Origin of the sequence: Cellulomonas sp. RIT-PI-Y, assembly GCF_025642745.1 — a bacterium.
In the GTDB taxonomy this organism is placed as follows: Bacteria; Actinomycetota; Actinomycetes; order Actinomycetales; family Cellulomonadaceae; genus Cellulomonas.
Genome location: NZ_JANZKP010000001.1, coordinates 125,254 through 140,957 on the forward strand (window position 1 = coordinate 125,254; position 15,704 = coordinate 140,957).

Annotated in this window: 15 protein-coding genes; 9 read left to right on the forward strand and 6 right to left on the reverse strand. The window is 71.8% G+C overall.

The genetic code is table 11. The features are described 5' to 3' along the window. The first annotated feature begins 32 nt into the window (after window positions 1-32). The 4 genes from OGL89_RS00605 (at window position 33) to OGL89_RS00620 (ending at window position 2,684) form a co-directional block, all read left to right on the forward strand. The gene (locus tag OGL89_RS00605) at window positions 33-1,100 is read left to right on the forward strand and encodes a DNA polymerase domain-containing protein (protein ID WP_263117856.1); all 1,068 of its coding nucleotides are present in this window, start codon (window positions 33-35) and stop codon (window positions 1,098-1,100) included. Between the two features lie 56 nt (window positions 1,101-1,156). Beyond that, window positions 1,157-1,357, forward strand: a complete 201-nt coding sequence (locus tag OGL89_RS00610) for a hypothetical protein (protein ID WP_263117858.1) — start codon at window positions 1,157-1,159, stop codon at window positions 1,355-1,357. Between the two features lie 542 nt (window positions 1,358-1,899). Next, on the forward strand, window positions 1,900-2,280 hold the full coding sequence (locus OGL89_RS00615; RefSeq protein WP_263117859.1) for a hypothetical protein: 381 nt from the start codon (window positions 1,900-1,902) through the stop codon (window positions 2,278-2,280). Then, window positions 2,277-2,684 (forward strand): hypothetical protein, encoded by a 408-nt coding sequence (locus OGL89_RS00620; RefSeq protein WP_263117860.1) that lies wholly within the window; start codon window positions 2,277-2,279, stop codon window positions 2,682-2,684. Before OGL89_RS00615 ends, OGL89_RS00620 begins: the two co-directional genes overlap by 4 nt. 75 nt (window positions 2,685-2,759) lie before the next feature. On the opposite strand, the gene OGL89_RS00625 is transcribed toward OGL89_RS00620, so the two are convergent. Both OGL89_RS00625 and OGL89_RS00630 read right to left on the reverse strand, forming a co-directional pair. Then, window positions 2,760-3,593 (reverse strand): sulfurtransferase, encoded by an 834-nt coding sequence (locus tag OGL89_RS00625; RefSeq protein WP_263117862.1) that lies wholly within the window; start codon window positions 3,591-3,593, stop codon window positions 2,760-2,762. A gap of 49 nt (window positions 3,594-3,642) precedes the next feature. Further along, a complete protein-coding gene (locus OGL89_RS00630; protein WP_263117863.1) occupies window positions 3,643-3,939 on the reverse strand; it encodes a hypothetical protein in 297 nt (98 codons plus the stop codon). Between the two features lie 50 nt (window positions 3,940-3,989). Here OGL89_RS00630 and OGL89_RS00635 point away from each other — a divergent pair, with 50 nt between their 5' ends. The 4 genes from OGL89_RS00635 to OGL89_RS00650 all read left to right on the forward strand — a co-directional run bounded on the left by OGL89_RS00635 (window position 3,990) and on the right by OGL89_RS00650 (window position 11,167). After that, window positions 3,990-5,474 (forward strand): DUF3375 domain-containing protein, encoded by a 1,485-nt coding sequence (locus tag OGL89_RS00635; protein ID WP_263117864.1) that lies wholly within the window; start codon window positions 3,990-3,992, stop codon window positions 5,472-5,474. Next, window positions 5,467-6,201, forward strand: coding sequence for a DUF4194 domain-containing protein (locus OGL89_RS00640; protein WP_263117865.1), 735 nt, complete (start codon window positions 5,467-5,469; stop codon window positions 6,199-6,201). The genes OGL89_RS00635 and OGL89_RS00640 overlap by 8 nt, the downstream gene beginning before the upstream one ends. Next, a complete protein-coding gene (locus OGL89_RS00645) occupies window positions 6,198-9,554 on the forward strand; it encodes an SbcC/MukB-like Walker B domain-containing protein (RefSeq protein WP_263117866.1) in 3,357 nt (1,118 codons plus the stop codon). Before OGL89_RS00640 ends, OGL89_RS00645 begins: the two co-directional genes overlap by 4 nt. A gap of 101 nt (window positions 9,555-9,655) precedes the next feature. Further along, window positions 9,656-11,167: an alpha/beta hydrolase gene (locus tag OGL89_RS00650; protein WP_263117867.1), complete on the forward strand. Its 1,512-nt coding sequence runs from the start codon at window positions 9,656-9,658 to the stop codon at window positions 11,165-11,167. Between the two features lie 28 nt (window positions 11,168-11,195). Here the strand turns inward: OGL89_RS00650 and OGL89_RS00655 are convergent, their stop codons facing one another. The 3 genes from OGL89_RS00655 to OGL89_RS17065 are packed head-to-tail and all read right to left on the reverse strand — an operon-like array spanning window position 11,196 to window position 13,146. Continuing rightward, window positions 11,196-11,585, reverse strand: a complete 390-nt coding sequence (locus tag OGL89_RS00655) for a VOC family protein (protein ID WP_263117868.1) — start codon at window positions 11,583-11,585, stop codon at window positions 11,196-11,198. A 13-nt stretch (window positions 11,586-11,598) separates the two neighbouring features. Continuing rightward, window positions 11,599-12,135, reverse strand: coding sequence for a hypothetical protein (locus OGL89_RS00660; protein WP_263117870.1), 537 nt, complete (start codon window positions 12,133-12,135; stop codon window positions 11,599-11,601). A 33-nt stretch (window positions 12,136-12,168) separates the two neighbouring features. Beyond that, the gene (locus tag OGL89_RS17065) at window positions 12,169-13,146 is read right to left on the reverse strand and encodes an Ltp family lipoprotein (protein WP_263117871.1); all 978 of its coding nucleotides are present in this window, start codon (window positions 13,144-13,146) and stop codon (window positions 12,169-12,171) included. A gap of 341 nt (window positions 13,147-13,487) precedes the next feature. On the opposite strand from OGL89_RS17065, the gene OGL89_RS00670 reads away from it, so the two are divergent. Beyond that, entirely contained in the window at window positions 13,488-14,174 is a 687-nt protein-coding gene (locus OGL89_RS00670) for a M15 family metallopeptidase (RefSeq protein ID WP_263117872.1), read from the forward strand. Window positions 14,175-14,469: 295 nt separating this feature from the next. Here OGL89_RS00670 and OGL89_RS17070 read toward each other — a convergent pair whose 3' ends face one another. After that, window positions 14,470-15,678: an NlpC/P60 family protein gene (locus tag OGL89_RS17070; RefSeq protein ID WP_263117873.1), complete on the reverse strand. Its 1,209-nt coding sequence runs from the start codon at window positions 15,676-15,678 to the stop codon at window positions 14,470-14,472. Window positions 15,679-15,704 lie beyond the last annotated feature (26 nt).

Consider the following 15,704-nt stretch of genomic DNA (forward strand, 5'->3'; position numbering starts at 1 on the left):
CGGCGACGGCCGCGCGGTCCTACCGTGGCGCCATGACGCCCACCGCCTCCCCCGCGACGGAGCTCGAGGTCCGCGGCCGCACCGTCCGGGTGAGCAATCCGCAGAAGGTGGTCTTCGCCGAACGCGGCTTCACCAAGCTGGACGTGGTCGAGTACCTGCTCGCGGTCGGCGACGGGATCCTGGGCGCGCTGCTGCACCGCCCGACCACCCTCGAGCGCTGGCCCAAGGGGGTCTTCCCCGGCGCCATGCTCTCCACCCGCGCGGACAACCGCGGCGACGCGTTCTTCCAGAAGCGCGTGCCCCCGGGCGCACCGGACTATGTGCAGACCGCCCGGATCGCCTTCCCCTCCGGTCGCACCGCCGACGAGGTCAGCCCCACCGAGCTGGCAGTGGTGATCTGGGCCGCCAATCTGGGCACCCTGACCTTCCACCCCTGGCCGGTCACCGCCGACGACGTCGAGGCCCCGGACCAGCTGCGGATCGACCTGGACCCCCAGCCCGGCACCGACTTCTCCGACGCCGCCCGGGTCGCCCCGCACGTGCGGGAGATCCTGGCCGAGCACGGCCTGACCGGGTATCCCAAGACCTCCGGCGGCCGAGGCATCCACGTGTTCGCGCCGATCGCACCGCGGTGGACCTTCACCCAGTGCCGCCGGGCCGCGATCGCCGTCGGCCGTGAACTGGAACGCCGGCTGCCCGGGCAGGTCACCACCAAGTGGTGGAAGGAGGAACGCGGCCCGAGCATCTTCGTCGACTACAACCAGATGGCACGGGACCGCACCATCGCCTCCGCCTACTCGATCCGGCCCCACCCGCGCGCCACCGTCTCCACCCCGCTGCGCTGGGACGAGGTCGCGGACGTGCGGCCCGACGACTTCGACCTGCGGACCGTCCCCGCCCGGTTCGCGGAGGTCGGCGACCTGTTCGCGCCGCTCGCCGCCGACGCTCCGGAGCGGGGATCGCTGGACGGCCTGCTCGCGCTGGCCGACCAGGACGAACGCGATCACGGGCTGGGCGACCTGCCGTACCCGCCGGAGTACCCCAAGATGCCGGGCGAGCCGAAGCGGGTGCAGCCGAGCAAGGACCGGGACCGGACGTAGCCCGGCCCGGGGGTCCGGCGACGGCCGCCATCGCCGCCGAGGAGCTCGCCCGCCAGGTGCGGGTCCATGTCGCGCTCGGCACCGCCGCCGCGCTCGGCTGGACCGAGGAGTCGCTGACCGCCGACCTGCAAGCTCGGCTGGTGCTGGGACCGGAACCCGCACACCTGGCTGGGCGCCGCCTCCGCGGGGCTCAGGACCCGGTCGCGACCGGCCGCTCCGGGTCGCAGCGCGTGTCACCGCCGGCTGGAGCCGCGTGAAACGCCTGACCCGCCACACGCCCTTGCAGCTGAAGATGAGGATTCTGATATCCGAGGGGTGAGTCTTGTGTCGTTCACAGGCTGCACGTAGTGTCAGCCGTGAGCCCTCAGCCGCGCCATCGGGTGATGACCGTTCCACGCTCGCGTGGAACGCGCGTGAAGGGCACGACATGTTCGCTAGAAGACTCTTCGCCTGCCGCTCGGTCGCCACCGTCGTCCTGGCCACCGCCTTGACTCTCGGCGGCGGAGTGACCATGACGAGCGCCTCCTCGACCCAGGTCGACCTTCACGATTCCGGTTCGACAGCGGACGCGCCTGATGATGCAGATTCACCCACGACCGACTCGTCAGCTGCGGGCATCGGTACCGATCTCCCGGATCAGGATCCTGGTATGCGCGACCTGGAGCGCACATCTCACGACCTGCGGCAGGGGACCGATCCCGCGGAGCCAGCTCCCTCGGCGCCCTCGGACCCGCCAACAGCCGAGCCCCAGGTCACCCCTCGCATCTCACCTCGAGCTGCGACCTGGACCGTGTACTCCGTGACGGACAAGAAGACCACCTCCGGCTACACCGACTACAGCCAACGACTCGGGAACTGCAAAGCGATCCGATCAGGGACGACCTGCACGATCAGCGTCAGCAAGGCCGCCACTCGCACCGTGGGACTGGCACTGGGCGCCAGCCGTTCGACGATCACCGCCGGCCTGAACATCTCCAACGCGTCCACGGTGTCGATGTCCGTGTCATGTTCGTCCCCTCGACTTCGGGCGGGCCAGACGTACCGGGCGTGGCCGATGGGAAACCGGTATTCGTACAGGGTGTGGAAGACCTACTCCAACACCGCGGGTGTTGTCACCGTGACGAAGTCGACCACTCAGTACGCGTTCAGCCCCGCCCAGAACTCCATCACGTGCGGGTGAACTTCTCTCCCCCGCTGGGCGCAGCTCTGCTCGCAACAGCCATCGCCGGTCCGCTCACAGCGTGCGCCGCACGCACCGTCGGAGAGCCCCTGTCCTTCTATCGTGGCAAAACATTGGACAACGTGGCGGCGGTGGTCGACGAAGGATTCTTGTACGCCGTGCAGGACGATTCGGTGCTCGTGGGGGCTGAGCCCACATTTGACGAGGCACAATGGGGAGCTTCGGCATGGACCGTCCTCGCCGTGTGCGCGGATGCCGAGACGCTCGAGGAATCGAGTCGTGCCGAATTGATCGTCGTTCCGACAGCAGGTCTCAATCCAGCGGAGCGTCGGGCCATCGAGTCCGGCACCTTCCATGACCAGCAACCGTCCTGCGACATGCACTCCTCGGCTGAACCGTCATGACACGAGCGTGGTGCTGCGGACGAGTGCCCGTGACGATCGCGGCCACCAGGGTTCATGGCCCGGGGCCCGCGGGGCTCAGGACCCGGTGGCGACCGGCCGCTCCGGGTCGCTCGACCACTGCGACCAGCTGCCCGGGTAGAGCACCGGCGTGTACCCGGCCATCGTGAGCGCGGCGGCCTGGTGCGCGGCGGTGACGCCCGACCCGCAGTAGACGGCGACTCGTCCGTCCGCGGGCGCTCCGAGCGCGGCGAATCGCCGGGTGAGGTCGTCCGCGGGCAGGAAGGCCCCGGTGCCGTCGACGTTCTCCGCCGTGGGGGCGCTGACCGCGCCGGGGATGTGGCCCGCGCGCGGGTCGACCGGCTCGACCTCGCCCCGGAAGCGCTCGGCGGCGCGGGCGTCCAGCAGCAGGCCGTCGGCGGGCCAGGCGGCGACCCCGTCCGCGTCCAGGGTGGGCAGCTGCCCACCGGTCAGCTCGACGTCACCGAGCGGTGGGTGCACCTCGGTCTGATCCAGGTCACCCCCCGCGGCGGTCCAGGCGGCGAGCCCGCCGTCGAGGATCCGCACCTCGGCGACCCCGGCCCAGCGCAGCAGCCACCAGGCGCGGGCCACCGACATCGACCCGGAGTCGTCGTAGACCACGACCCGCTCGTCCTGGCGCAGGCCCCAGGTGCGGGCAGCGCGCTGCAACGCGTCCGGATCGGGCAGCGGGTGCCGACCGCCGGCGGGGGTGGGCGGCGCGGCCAGCTCGGTGTCCAGGTCGACGTAGACCGCCCCGGGCAGGTGACCGGCACGGTAGCCGTCGACCCCGGGCGGGCCGCCCAGCTGCCAGCGGACGTCCAGCAGTCGGGGCGGACGGTCGGCGGCCAGCTCGTCGGCCAGCGCGGTGGCGGAGACGATCACCTCAGGCATGACGGCACGGTAGCCCGGTCCTGGGCGGCCGTCATCGGCTGCACCGCGCTCAGCCCGGCAGCACTGGGATCCAGCGCGTGCCCTCCCGGCGGGTGACCACCGACCGCGGCACGGCTGCCAAGCCCGTGACCTCGCCGACCACCCGTCCGGCGACCTGGAAGGCTCCGGCGTCGTCGTCGGCCAGGTAGCGCACGGTGATCCGGGGCTCCCCGGCCACCACCGCGAGGTCGCGCGCCTCGACCCGGGTCAGCTCCGCGGCGGCGTCCGCGGCGGCGGGCAGCACGTGCTCCGGGCGGACTCCGGGGAGCAGACGGCCGACGACCAGGATGACGCGGTAGGAGGGCATCCGGACAGCCTGGCATGAGCACCCGCCCGCGATCACTAGGCTGGCCCGCGATGATCACTCGTGCCGAAGGTGCCTACCTGGGCGCCGTCCGGGCGTTCCAGAACCCGATGCTCGATCTGCTGCACAAGCGGCATGCCCCGCTCATCGTCTCGTTGCTGTCGCTGGTGTTCACCGCGGAGCGGCCGACGGTGCCGGTGGATGACGCGCACACCGAGATCGCGGACGCCCTGGACCAGCTGCGTGCCTCCGGGTACGGCGACGACCTGCCCAGCGGCAACGCCCGCGACCTGTGCCGGCAGTGGGCCGACGCGGGCTGGCTGGTGCGCCAGGTGCTGGAGGACGACGTCGAGGTCTACCAGGTGTCCGCGCACGCGGTGGGAGCACTGGAGGTCGCCGGCCGCGCCGGGGGCACCCGCGCCCGGGTGTCGCAGTCCCGGGTGCGCACCCTGCTGGACGCGGTCGACCGGCTGGCACAGCACGCGGACCCGGACGTGCTGGTCGCGATGGCCCGGCTGGACGCGGAGATCGCGGAGAAGAAAGCGGAGCTGGACCGGATCCAGCGCACCGGCACCGTCGAGCAGGTCGGCGAGGAGACCCTGCTCGAGGAGGCGGAGAACCTGCTCCACCTGGTCCGCGAGCTGCCCGGTGACTTCGCGCGGGTGGCCGAGTCGATCAAGGCCATGCAGCGCGACGTGGTCACCGCCCTGCGCCAGGACGAGCGGCCCACCGGCGACGTGCTGCGCGAGTACCTGGAACGCGGCGAGCACGTGATGGAGTCGACCGTCGAGGGGCGGGCGTTCGCCGGCGCGTTGCGGCTGATCGGCGACCCGCGGCGGCTGGACGAGCTGTCGGCCCAGCTGGACGTGGTGCTGCGGCACCGGTTCACCCGTCTGCTGCCCGCCCAGCAGCGCACCGAGTTGAGCGAGATCGGCCGCCGGATCGAACAGGGCCTGGAGCAGGTGTTCGCCACCCAGCGCGAGGCCTCGTCGGTGATCACCACCCAGGTCCGCCACCACGACCCACTGCGCGACCGGCAGGTCGACGACCTGCTGCGGGACGTGATGACCGGGATGCAGGCCTGGATGCCGGACTCCCGTCGCGGCCAGGCGGTCGACCCGCTGCGCCGCCTGCCGGTGGCCGAGGTGGACCACCTGCGCCAGACCCCCGGCGACCTGCGCCCGCCGCAGCCGCCGGACGCGCTCACGGAGTGGGACGACGACGCGGCCGAGGAGGTCTCGCACGCCGAGGCCCGGGCCTGGGGCGGTCCGCACTACGCCGAACTGGGCGCGTACCTGACCGACTGGCTGGGCACGCACCGGGACCTGGAAGGCACCGCGCTCGCGGACGCCTTCTCCGCCGCTCCGCCGCACCTGCGCCGACCGGTGGACCTGCTGGGTCTGCTGGAGATCGCCGAGCAGTTCCGCAGCACCGAGACCGACACCATCGCCTACGTCGAGGCCGTGCGCCCCGATGGCACCCCGCGCCGCTTCGCCTTCGAGGGCGTGACCGTGCGGCTGGAGGACGAGCATGACTGACACCGACGCCTTCATCGACACCGTCTCCATGGAGGAGGACCCGGGCGAGCTGTTCGCCGGCGACTCCGGCACCCTGGACGCCGACGTGCGCCGGGTGCTGGTCCGCCTGCTGCAGCGCCGGTTCCTGCTCGCGGAGAAGAACGCCGCGCAGTGGAAGACCCTGCTGGCCAACCAGCAGGTGATCGAGTCCCGGCTGCACGACTTGTTCGTGCACCTGGTGGTCGACCACGACCGCGGCATCGCCTACAAGCGCCAGGTCCGCTCCGACGAGCTGGACGTCCCGGTGCTGCTCCGCGACGAGGCGTACACCCGCGCCGAGACCCTGGTCCTGGTGCACCTGCGCACCGTGTTCCAGCGTGAGCGCGGCGCCGGGGAGACCTCGGTCCGGGTCGACGTGGAGGAGATCGAGCAGACCGCGCTGACCTACTTCGACCCGACGCTCACCAACCTGGCGACCCGGCAGCGGGAGATCCGCGCCGCGGTGGCCCGGCTGGCGAAGGACGGTCTGATCGAGGAGGTGTCCGAAGGGCGCTACCGGATCACCCCGCTGGTCGAGGTGGTGCTGAGCAACGAGCGCCTGGTCGAGCTGCGCGAGTGGCTGCGCACCCCCGGAGCGGAGGTGGTCGTCGAGGAGGACGCGCCGGAGCCCGACCCCGAGCCCGCACCGGTGGCGCAGACCCCGGAACTCCCGCAGGAGAACGACTTGTTCGAGGAGACGGACCGATGACGATGGTGGACACGCTCTTCGGTCTGATCCCCGCGGCCTCGACCGGCCAGCAGTGGGTGGCCCGCGACCTGCAGCTGGTCAACTGGGGTGGCTACGACGGTCACCACCGGGTGCTGCTGGCGCCGACCGCCACCCTGCTGTCCGGTGGCTCCGGCTCCGGCAAGTCCACCCTGATGGACGCCTACATCGCGCTGCTCATGCCGCACACCACCCCGTTCAACGGGGCGTCGAACGGCGGGGTCGTCGGCCGCCCGCGCGGCAAGGACCAGCGCAACATCCTGTCCTACTCCCGCGGCAAGCTGGACGAGTCCCGCACCGACGAGGGCACCCGGGAGCGGGTGCTGCGCGGCGACGGCAAGGACACCTGGTCGGCGATCGCCATGACCTGGGCCGATCAGGGCGGCCGGGTGTTCACCGCGGTGCGCGCCTGGTACGTGCCGTCCGCCGCCCGGCACCTGGAGGAGGTCACCGCGGTGCGCGCCACCGTGGACGACGCCTTCGACCTGACCGCCCTGGAGACCGCCGCCGCCGAACGACTGGCCCGGCCCGCGGTGACCGGGACCGGTCTGACGGCCTACGACACCGACCGCGAGTTCACCGCCCGGCTCTGGTCCACCCTGGGCATCGGCGCCACCGGCGACGGCAGCCGCGCGGTGGGGCTGCTCGGCCGGATCCAGGCCGGGCAGCAGATCACCACGGTCGACGCCCTCTACAAGGCGATGGTGCTGGAGGAGCCGAGCACCTTCGCCACCGCGGATGCCGTGGTCGAGCAGTTCGACAAGCTGACCGGCACCCGTGACCAGATGATCACCGCCCGCCAGCAGGTCAAGGCCCTGGAGCCGATCCGCGAGCTGCGCAGCCGGATCGAGGGCGCCGCCGACCGGCTGCGTGTGATCGAGCAGCTCGGCGACGTGGACGCCCCGAACTCCCCCGCCGCGCTGTGGCGGCACGAGCAGCGGCTCGGCCTGCTGCGCGACGTCGAGCACGACCTGCAGCAGCGGCACCGCGGCGCCCAGCGCCAGGTGACCGAGACCACCGCCCGGGTGGAGGCCGCGCGCGCCGAGCTGGACGGGGTCAAGGAGACGCTGTGGAGCTCCGGCGGCGACCGGCTCGCCACCGCCCAGCGCGAGCACCGCACGGCCGAGGAGCGCCTGGCCCGGGTCACCGTCGCCCGCACCCGGATCGCCCAGATCGTCCGCGACGGACTGGACCACGACCTGCGGGCCAGGGCCGACTTCGACCGGCTGGTCGCCCAGGCCCGGGCCGCGCTCGCCGACGGGGACGCCAAGGCCGCCGCCCGTCGCGCGCTCGGCGACGCGATGACCGAGAAGAAGGACGCCGCGATCGAGCTGGCCCGGCTCCGGTCGGACCGGGTCGCCGCCACCTCGCACAAGGGCGCGATCCCGAGCGACCTGCTGCACGCCCGCGCCGCCCTGGCCGAGGCCGCCGGGATGACCCCGGAGCAGCTGCCGTTCGTCGCCGAGCTGATCGAGGTCCGCGCCGAGCACGAGCCGTGGCGGGAGTCGTTCAACCTCGCTCTCGGCGGCTTCGCGACCCAGCTGCTGCTGGACATGGCCGACCTGCGCCGGTTCCGGGACGCCATTGACGGCGTGCAGCTCGGCCGCCGCCTGCGGTTCGAGGGCGTGCCGACCGACATCCGCACCGAGGTCGCCCTCGACCCGCGCACCCTGCCCGGCCGCCTGGACTTCCGCTCCGGGCCGTTCACCGGCTGGCTGCGCACCGAGCTGGCCAACCGGTTCGTCTACGTCTGCGTCGACACCACCGGCGAGCTCTCCCAGCACCGCAAGGCGCTGACCCGCGCGGGGCAGACGTCGGACGGCGCGCGCGGTGCCCACGGTGGCGGCGGCCGGGCCAACCTGCTCGGCTTCAGCAACACCCGTCGGCTGGCGCAGCTGGACCGGGAGATCGAGTCCGCCCAGCGCCGGCTGTTGCTGGCCGAGCAGGGTGTCGAGTCCGCCGACGCCGGACTGGATCAGCAGGACGCCGAGCTGGAGGCCTTCCGCGCGATCGACGCGACCAGCTGGGACGACATCGACACCGGCACCGCCGAGTCGGACCGGGACCGTTGGCAGCAGGTGATCGAGGACGTCACCGCGGGCAATCCCGAGGTGACCCGGCTCCAGGGCCGCGCCACCGAGCTGGAGGCGTCGATCCGGGCGCTCAGCGACCAGCTCGGCCGGGCCAAGGGTGACGCCGAACAGATCGCCGAGGTCTGGTCCGCGGTCAGCGACGACGTCGACGTGGCCCAGCGCGCCCTGGACGACGCCCTGGATGCCGAGCTCACCGTCGCCGACGACCAGCGCGACTACCTGGACGCCCTGCTCGGCAGCCCCGACGACCAGCCGCCCGCCACTCCGCGGGCCGCCCTGGACGCCTTCGACGCCCGCTCCGCCCGCGCCACCGAGCTGCTGCGCACCGACCGGCAGTCCGCCGAGCAGGAGATCGGCACCGCCCGGGACACCCTGGCCCGCACCTTCGAGACCTTCGTCGAGCGCTGGCCGGACCCGAACCTCGGCACCGACCCGGACGGCGCCTTCGCCGACTTCGACCGGATCCTCACCGAGCTGGAGGCCTCCGGGCTGCACGAGCTGGAGGCGGACTGGCGCAAGAGCCTGCTCCGGCTGTCCGGCAACGACCTCACCGACCTGTACAACGCGCTGTCCCGTTCGGTCCGGGAGATCAAGGAGCGGATCCGCCCGGTCAACGACATCCTCGCCGCCCTGCCGTTCGCCGACGACGACCACCGGCTGCGGATCGACGCCCGGGACACCCAGTCCACCGTCGTCGCCCGGTTCCGCAAGGAGCTGCGCGACCTGCGCGACGAGCTCGCCACGGAGGCCACCGACGACGAGCGGGAGCGCCGGTACACCCGGATGTCCCGCGTCATCGACCGTATCCGCCGCACCGCACCGGACTTCGCCGACCTGGTCGACGTCCGGCGCCACGTCCGGCTCTCCGCGGAGAAGGTCGACCTGGCGGGCGAGCACGTCGCGCTCTACGACCACATCGGCGAGAAGTCCGGCGGTGAGTCGCAGGAGCTGGTCGCGTTCATCGTCGGCGCCGCGCTGCGCTACCAGCTCGGCGACGCCGGGGCGGACCGTCCGCGCTACGCCCCGGTGTTCCTGGACGAGGCGCTGATCAAGGCGGACGCCCGGTTCACCGGCCGGGCGATCGGCGCCTGGCGCGGGCTCGGCTTCCAGCTGGTGATCGGTGCGCCGAACGACAAGTTCAGCGCGCTGGAGCCGCACGTCGACCTGGAGTACGTGGTGATCAAGGACGCGGCAGGACGGTCGCGGACCAAGGCGGTCGTAGGGGTGCCCGACCCGGCCTGACCCACCAGAGCACTCAGTCGGCCCACATCCCGCGCCTATTTCCGACCGGGCACCACCCAGATCCCGGTCGGCGGCGGCGAGCCGCTCCTACCGTCACCGTCATGCAGACCTTCCTCACCCGTCGCGGGCGGACCACGGCCGTCGCCGCGAGCGCGGCCGCCCTCCTGCTCACCGCGTGCTCCTCCGGTTCGACCACCGCCGACGACCCGAGCCCGACGCCGGTCGTCGGGCTCGACGCGATCTACGCCCAGGACCTCGACTGGACCGACTGCGGCGACCTCGAGTGCGCCGACGTCGTCGTGCCGATGGACTGGAACGAGCCCGACGGCGACACGATCGCGATCGCGGTCAACCGGCGTGCCGCCACCGGGGAGCGGATCGGTTCGCTGCTGGTCAACCCCGGCGGGCCGGGCGCCTCGGGCCTGGACCTGGTCGAGAACTTCAGCCTGTACGGCTTCGGGGCGGCGATCGGCGAGCAGTACGACATCATCGGCTTCGACCCGCGCGGGGTCGGCGAGTCCGAACCGGTGACCTGCCTCGACGACGACGCGCTGGACGCCTACTTCGCGAGCGACACCACCGACGACGAGGCCGGCTACGCCGAGTCCGTCGCCCAGGCCGCCGCGTTCAACCAGGCGTGCCTGGACGCCACCGGTCCGTTCCTCCAGCACGTCGGGACGATCCAGGCCGCGAAGGACATGGACGTGCTGCGCGCCGTGCTGGGCGAGGACTCCCTGGACTACCTCGGGTTCTCCTACGGCACGTTCCTCGGCACCACCTACGCCGCGCTCTTCCCGGAGCGGGTCGGCCGGATGGTGCTGGACGGAGCGGTCGACCCGGGCGTCAGCGCCATCGAGGACGCGAAGGTGCAGGCGGCCGGGTTCGAGAACGCGATGCGCGCCTACGTGGCGGACTGCCTCGCCGGTTCCACCTGCCCGTTGACCGGCACCGTCGACGACGGAGTCGCGCAGATCGTCGGTCTGCTCGACTCCCTGGCGGCCGCTCCGCTGCCCACCGGCGACGACGACCGACCGCTGACCGCGGCGCTGGGATTCCTCGGCTTGATCCAGCCGCTGTACGCGCAGGAGGTCTGGCCGTACCTGACCATGTCGCTGGACGCCGCGATCAACGAGGGCGACGGCAGCATGCTCCTGTACTGGGCGGACTACTACCTCGACCGCGGCGAGGACGGTCACTACACCAGCAACGCGAACTCGGCGATCGTGGCCGTCAACTGCGCCGACTCCGGCCCCACCGAGCTGACCTACGCCGAGTACCAGGCACAGGTCGCCGACATCGCGACCGTGGCGCCCACCATGGCCGCGTTCTTCGCCGGACCGACCTGCCCGTCCTGGCCGGTGGCCGCCGAGGGCACGCTCGACGACTACAGCGCCGCCGGGTCCGCCCCGATCCTGGTCGTCGGCACCACCAACGACCCCGCCACCCCGTATGTCTGGGCGCAGGGGCTGACCGCCACCCTGGAGTCCGCCACCCTGCTCACCTACCAGGGCGAGGGCCACACCGCCTACGGATCGTCGAACTCCTGCGTCCTCGACGCCGTCGACGCCTACCTGATCGACGGCACCGTGCCCGCCGAGGGCACCACCTGCTGAGACCGGTCACCCGGCGGGGACGGTGCCGTCACATCCGGACGGCACCGTCCCCGCCGATCGTCCAGTCCGGGTTGTGCGCGACCTCCCACACGTAGCCGTCGGGGTCCGCGAACGCCCCCGACGTCCCGCCCCACTCCGCGCGCTCCGCGGGCCGCACCAGACTGCCGCCCGCCGCCACCGCCGCCTCCAGCACCGGCGCCACGTCCTCCGGCGCCCGCACGTTGTACGCCAGCTCCACGCCCGGCGCTCCGCGCCCCTGCACGCCGGTCCAGAGCGCGAACACCATCCCGCCCGCCTGGAAGAACGCCACCTCCGTGTCCGGCCGCTCCGGCGCGGGCCAGCCGAGCGCCCGGTAGAACGCGACCGCGCGATCCAGGTCGTCGACGCCGAGGGTGACCAGGCTGATCCGGGGCTCCATCATGGACACCTTCCTACCGCCGAGCGCCCGCCGACGCCTCATCCCGGGCATTGCGGCCCCGACACCTCGGGCACACCCGCATCCCGGCGATCCGGTCCCGCTCCCGCGGGGTCATCTCCTCGGGGTCCAGCACCCGGTCACCGCACAGCCCTCGCCCGTCCAGACCCGCCACGATGTGCGCCCAGTGCGAGGGGAACCGGTAGCTGTACACCCGCCCGGGGATGGTCAGCTCGTGGTCGTCGGTGGTGGGCAGGTCCTCCCGCCGGGCGATCTCGGTGTCGACCCCGATGTACCCCGCCTTGTCCGCCGCACCCTGGCCCGAGCCGATCCGGGTCCGGTCGCAGGCGTGCAGCACCACGTAGGGCTGATCCGCGGGCGCGTCGATCAGACCGCCGTGGATCACACCCCGGCTGCCGTGGAAGTACCAGCGCTCGTGCTCGGGAACGTGCGGGTCGGTGAGCTCGACGGCGGTGAAGCGGCGGGTCCGGGTGTCGTGGCAGTCGACCACGACCGTCGCGGCGTCGCAGCGGGGGCAGGGCTCGGAACGCATGGGGACATCATCCCGCCCGATCGCCCGCGACGGTCAGAGCCCGGTGGTGCTGACCCCGTACTCGGCCTGCTCCGGCGTGAACTGCTCGCCGTACTCGCTGGTCAGCTGCTCCAGCAGCCCCTGCCGGGAGAACGCGCTGTACTCCAGGTAGGACGCCGCCGCCTCGGCCGCCTCGGCGTTCCAGTCGACCCCGCCCTCGGCCTCCAGCCGGGCGACCGCGAACTCCGCGTCCTCGGGCGGGTAACCCTCGCCGTACTCACTGGTCAGCTGGTCGATCAGACCAGCACGGGAGAACGCGGTGTAGCTGAGGTACGACTGCGCTGCCCGGTAGGCGTTCTGCTGCGACAGCGTGCCCTTCGCCGCTTCTGCTGCCGCGGCTGCCGCCTCGGCTTCCGCCTGGGCGGCGGCCTCCGCAGCCTCCTGAGCGGCGTGGTCGACGACCGTCAGCATCACCTGCGTCCCGGGCTCGACCTCGACGCCACTGGAGGGTGACTGCGATTCGACCTCGCCCGCGTCGCCGATGGTGTCGGAGGTCAGCCCGACCGCCTCCAGGGCGGCCACGGCATCGGCCAGGGACATCCCACCGACGTCGGGGACCTCGATCCGGTCGGACGCGGACTCCTCGGCAACCGTGCTCGCAGCGGGAGTGCCCCCCGGTGCTGCCTCGTCGCCGGAGTCACCCAGCCCCGCCACCGCGCCGAACACGACCAGGAACACGACGACACCGGCGGTGACCAGCACCCAGGTGCGCCGGAACCACGGCTTCTTCGCGGCCGGATCCTCCTGCACCGCCAGGGCCGGAGTCGGCCCCTGCGAGGGGACGGAGGAAGACGGCGCGGTCGAACCCTGCGCCGCCTGCGTGACCTGGGCGCGAGCCGGACCCGGGGACGGCGCAGGCGGGCCACCGTTCGGGAGCGGGCGGGAGTGCTCGGTCCAGCGCGTCCCGTCCCACCACCGGAGCTGAGCGGGCGTCTGCGGATCCGGGTACCAGCCGGGCGTGGGTGTGCTCACTCGCGCACGCTAGACACACCCGAGAGGCTCCCGTGGCCCGATCGGCCTCAGCACGCGACGATCACCCGAACGCCACACGACGGACCCTGCGGACGCCGCCGCACCCCGTCCCTCCCCGTGGTGAGGAAACGGCCTCTCCCGCCGCGACCCGTCGCTCGAGCCCCCCGCGTGATGGAGCAGCCGCGTTGACCGTTCGAACTCTCAGCGCGCCGGGTCGCGCCTCGTCGCGCCGTCGTGACGGGCATCCCCAAAGGAAATTGTCGTTCGAACAGGTGTACGAACACAGTGGATGCGTCAGGCCGGCTCGACCGGCCCCACCTCACAACACGAAGGAGGTACGCGTGGCCAACTCGGAGAACGGCTGGCCGCTGGTCGTCGAGGCACAGCTCGAACCGCTCGCATGGCTGCCGAACAACGCCCGTCTGCTGGCAGGACCTGTCGCTCAGGTCCTCGGCTATGTCGCACGGCAGTTCGCAGCCCGGGTCGAACCCATCACGTCGACCAGCTCGTTCCGTCCCAAGGCCACGATCGGCTCGGGTAGCACCTACTCCAACCATGCCTCGGGCACCGCGCTCGACATGAACGGGGGCCGTCACCCGCAGGGCTCGAAGGACACCTTCACCGACCCGCAGGTCGGTGCCATCCGGCAGATCCTCGCCGAGTGCTCCGGCGTCCTGCGGTGGGGTGGCGACTACGCCATGCCCATCACCGACGAGATGCACTTCGAGATCCGACCTGGCGCCACCGCGGCTCAGGTCGCGGCGGCCGCCGCCGCACTCACCACCAACACACCCAACCCGGAGGAAGACATGCCCCTGAACGACGCCGACAAGTCCTGGATGACCGGCGAGGTCCACCGCGTGGTCCTGGAGATCCTGCGCGCACCCGAGTTCCAGCTCAACGACATCCCGGCGCGAGTCCTGGCTGCCAAGGTCTCCGACGACACCGGAACTCTCGCGCAGACCGTGCGTGACGCCCGCCAGATCGCGCGCCGGACCGAAATCGCCGTGCAGAACCTGTCGAGCTGACACCGGTCTACCGACAGGCCCCGCTCTCCTCCGGGAGAGCGGGGCCCGACCTGCGGCCCTACGGAAGCGGAGCCGAGTTCGTGACGGTCCGATCGAGTCACAGCTGCGCTCGGGGATGTGTGGGCCGGTGGCGAGACGGTGGCGAGACGGCGGGTACGGGTGTCATGGCGATCGACCACGACCGTCGCGGCGGGGGCAGGCTCGGAGCGCATGGGATCGTCCGGTCGGTTCCGCACCACCGCAGACCACAGCGCCCCGTCCTCCGCGGAGGACGGGGCGCCGTGGTCGTGCTCGTTCAGCTGGCGGGTCGGGCCACCGATGGCATGAGCCCGTAGGTCCGGACGGTGGTGAGACGGACCGGGTTGCCGGCGCTGGGCGCTTCGATCATCTTGCCGTCACCGATGTAGAGAGCCACGTGATAGATCTGGGACGGGTCCGAGGTGTTCGACGACCAGGCGAGGATGTCGCCGGGCTGCGCCTGGGAGAACGGCACCTTGGGCAAGCTGGTGTACTGATCGCGCGAGACCCGCTTGATGGACACCCCCGCTGCGGCCCAGGACTGTTGCGTCAGACCGGAGCAGTCGAACGCGTTGGGACCGACGCCCCCCCACAGGTACGGCTTGCCGATCTGCGCGGTCGCGAAGTTGATCGCCAGGCTCGCCTTCGACGGGGCGGGAGCCGCCGGCGGCGTCGGCGGCTGATAACCGGGATAGGTGTAGGTCTGCCAGGTCCACTCCGAAGCGCTCGTGTACAGCACCATGTTGCCGTCGTTCTGGACCCGCAACGATCCTGCACCCCGGCCGCTGGTGCCGCTCTGCCACTTCGCGACGTTGGCAGCGGTGTAGAGGACGAGATTGCCGTCGTTCTGGACGGTGGCACGATTGGCACCGGAACCGTTCGTGCCGGACTGCCACATCGAGCCGGAAGGCCCGTAGAGAACGAAGTTCCCATCCGTCTGCATGACCGCCTCGAAGACACCGTTGGGCGATTGCAGGCGCTGCCCGGCTGCGAGCGCTGTGCCGGATTCGAGACGTGAGGGGTAGTACTTCGTCCCCGACTGCCAGACCGACTTCGGCGCGGACGTGTACAGGACGAAGTTGCCATCGTCCTGGAGCTGGGCGAACGCGGCACCGGTTCCGTAGGTCTGCGACTCCCACAGCGCGACACCACCAGCGGTGTAGACGACGAAGTTCCCGTCACTCTGCATCACCGCATAGGCACCCGGGTTGCCGTTGCTGTTGGTGTGCCAGCGAGCCTCGTTCCCGGGGGCGTACAGCACCAGGTTCCCGTCGCTCTGCATCACCAGGGTGAGCTTCCCGCTGGTCGAGGTCAGCTGCTGGCCCGCCGTGAGCCGTTCCCCCACGTTCAACCGGTTGCTCCCCGCCGCGGCATCGGCGTCCACCGACGTGGAGACCAGCATCCCCACCGACAGAACCGCAGCGAGCAGCAAGGCGAGAAGAGCTCGAGTTCGGTGACGCGGCGACCCCTGCACGATTTCAGACACACATCCTCCTCGGTCAGCCGATGCCC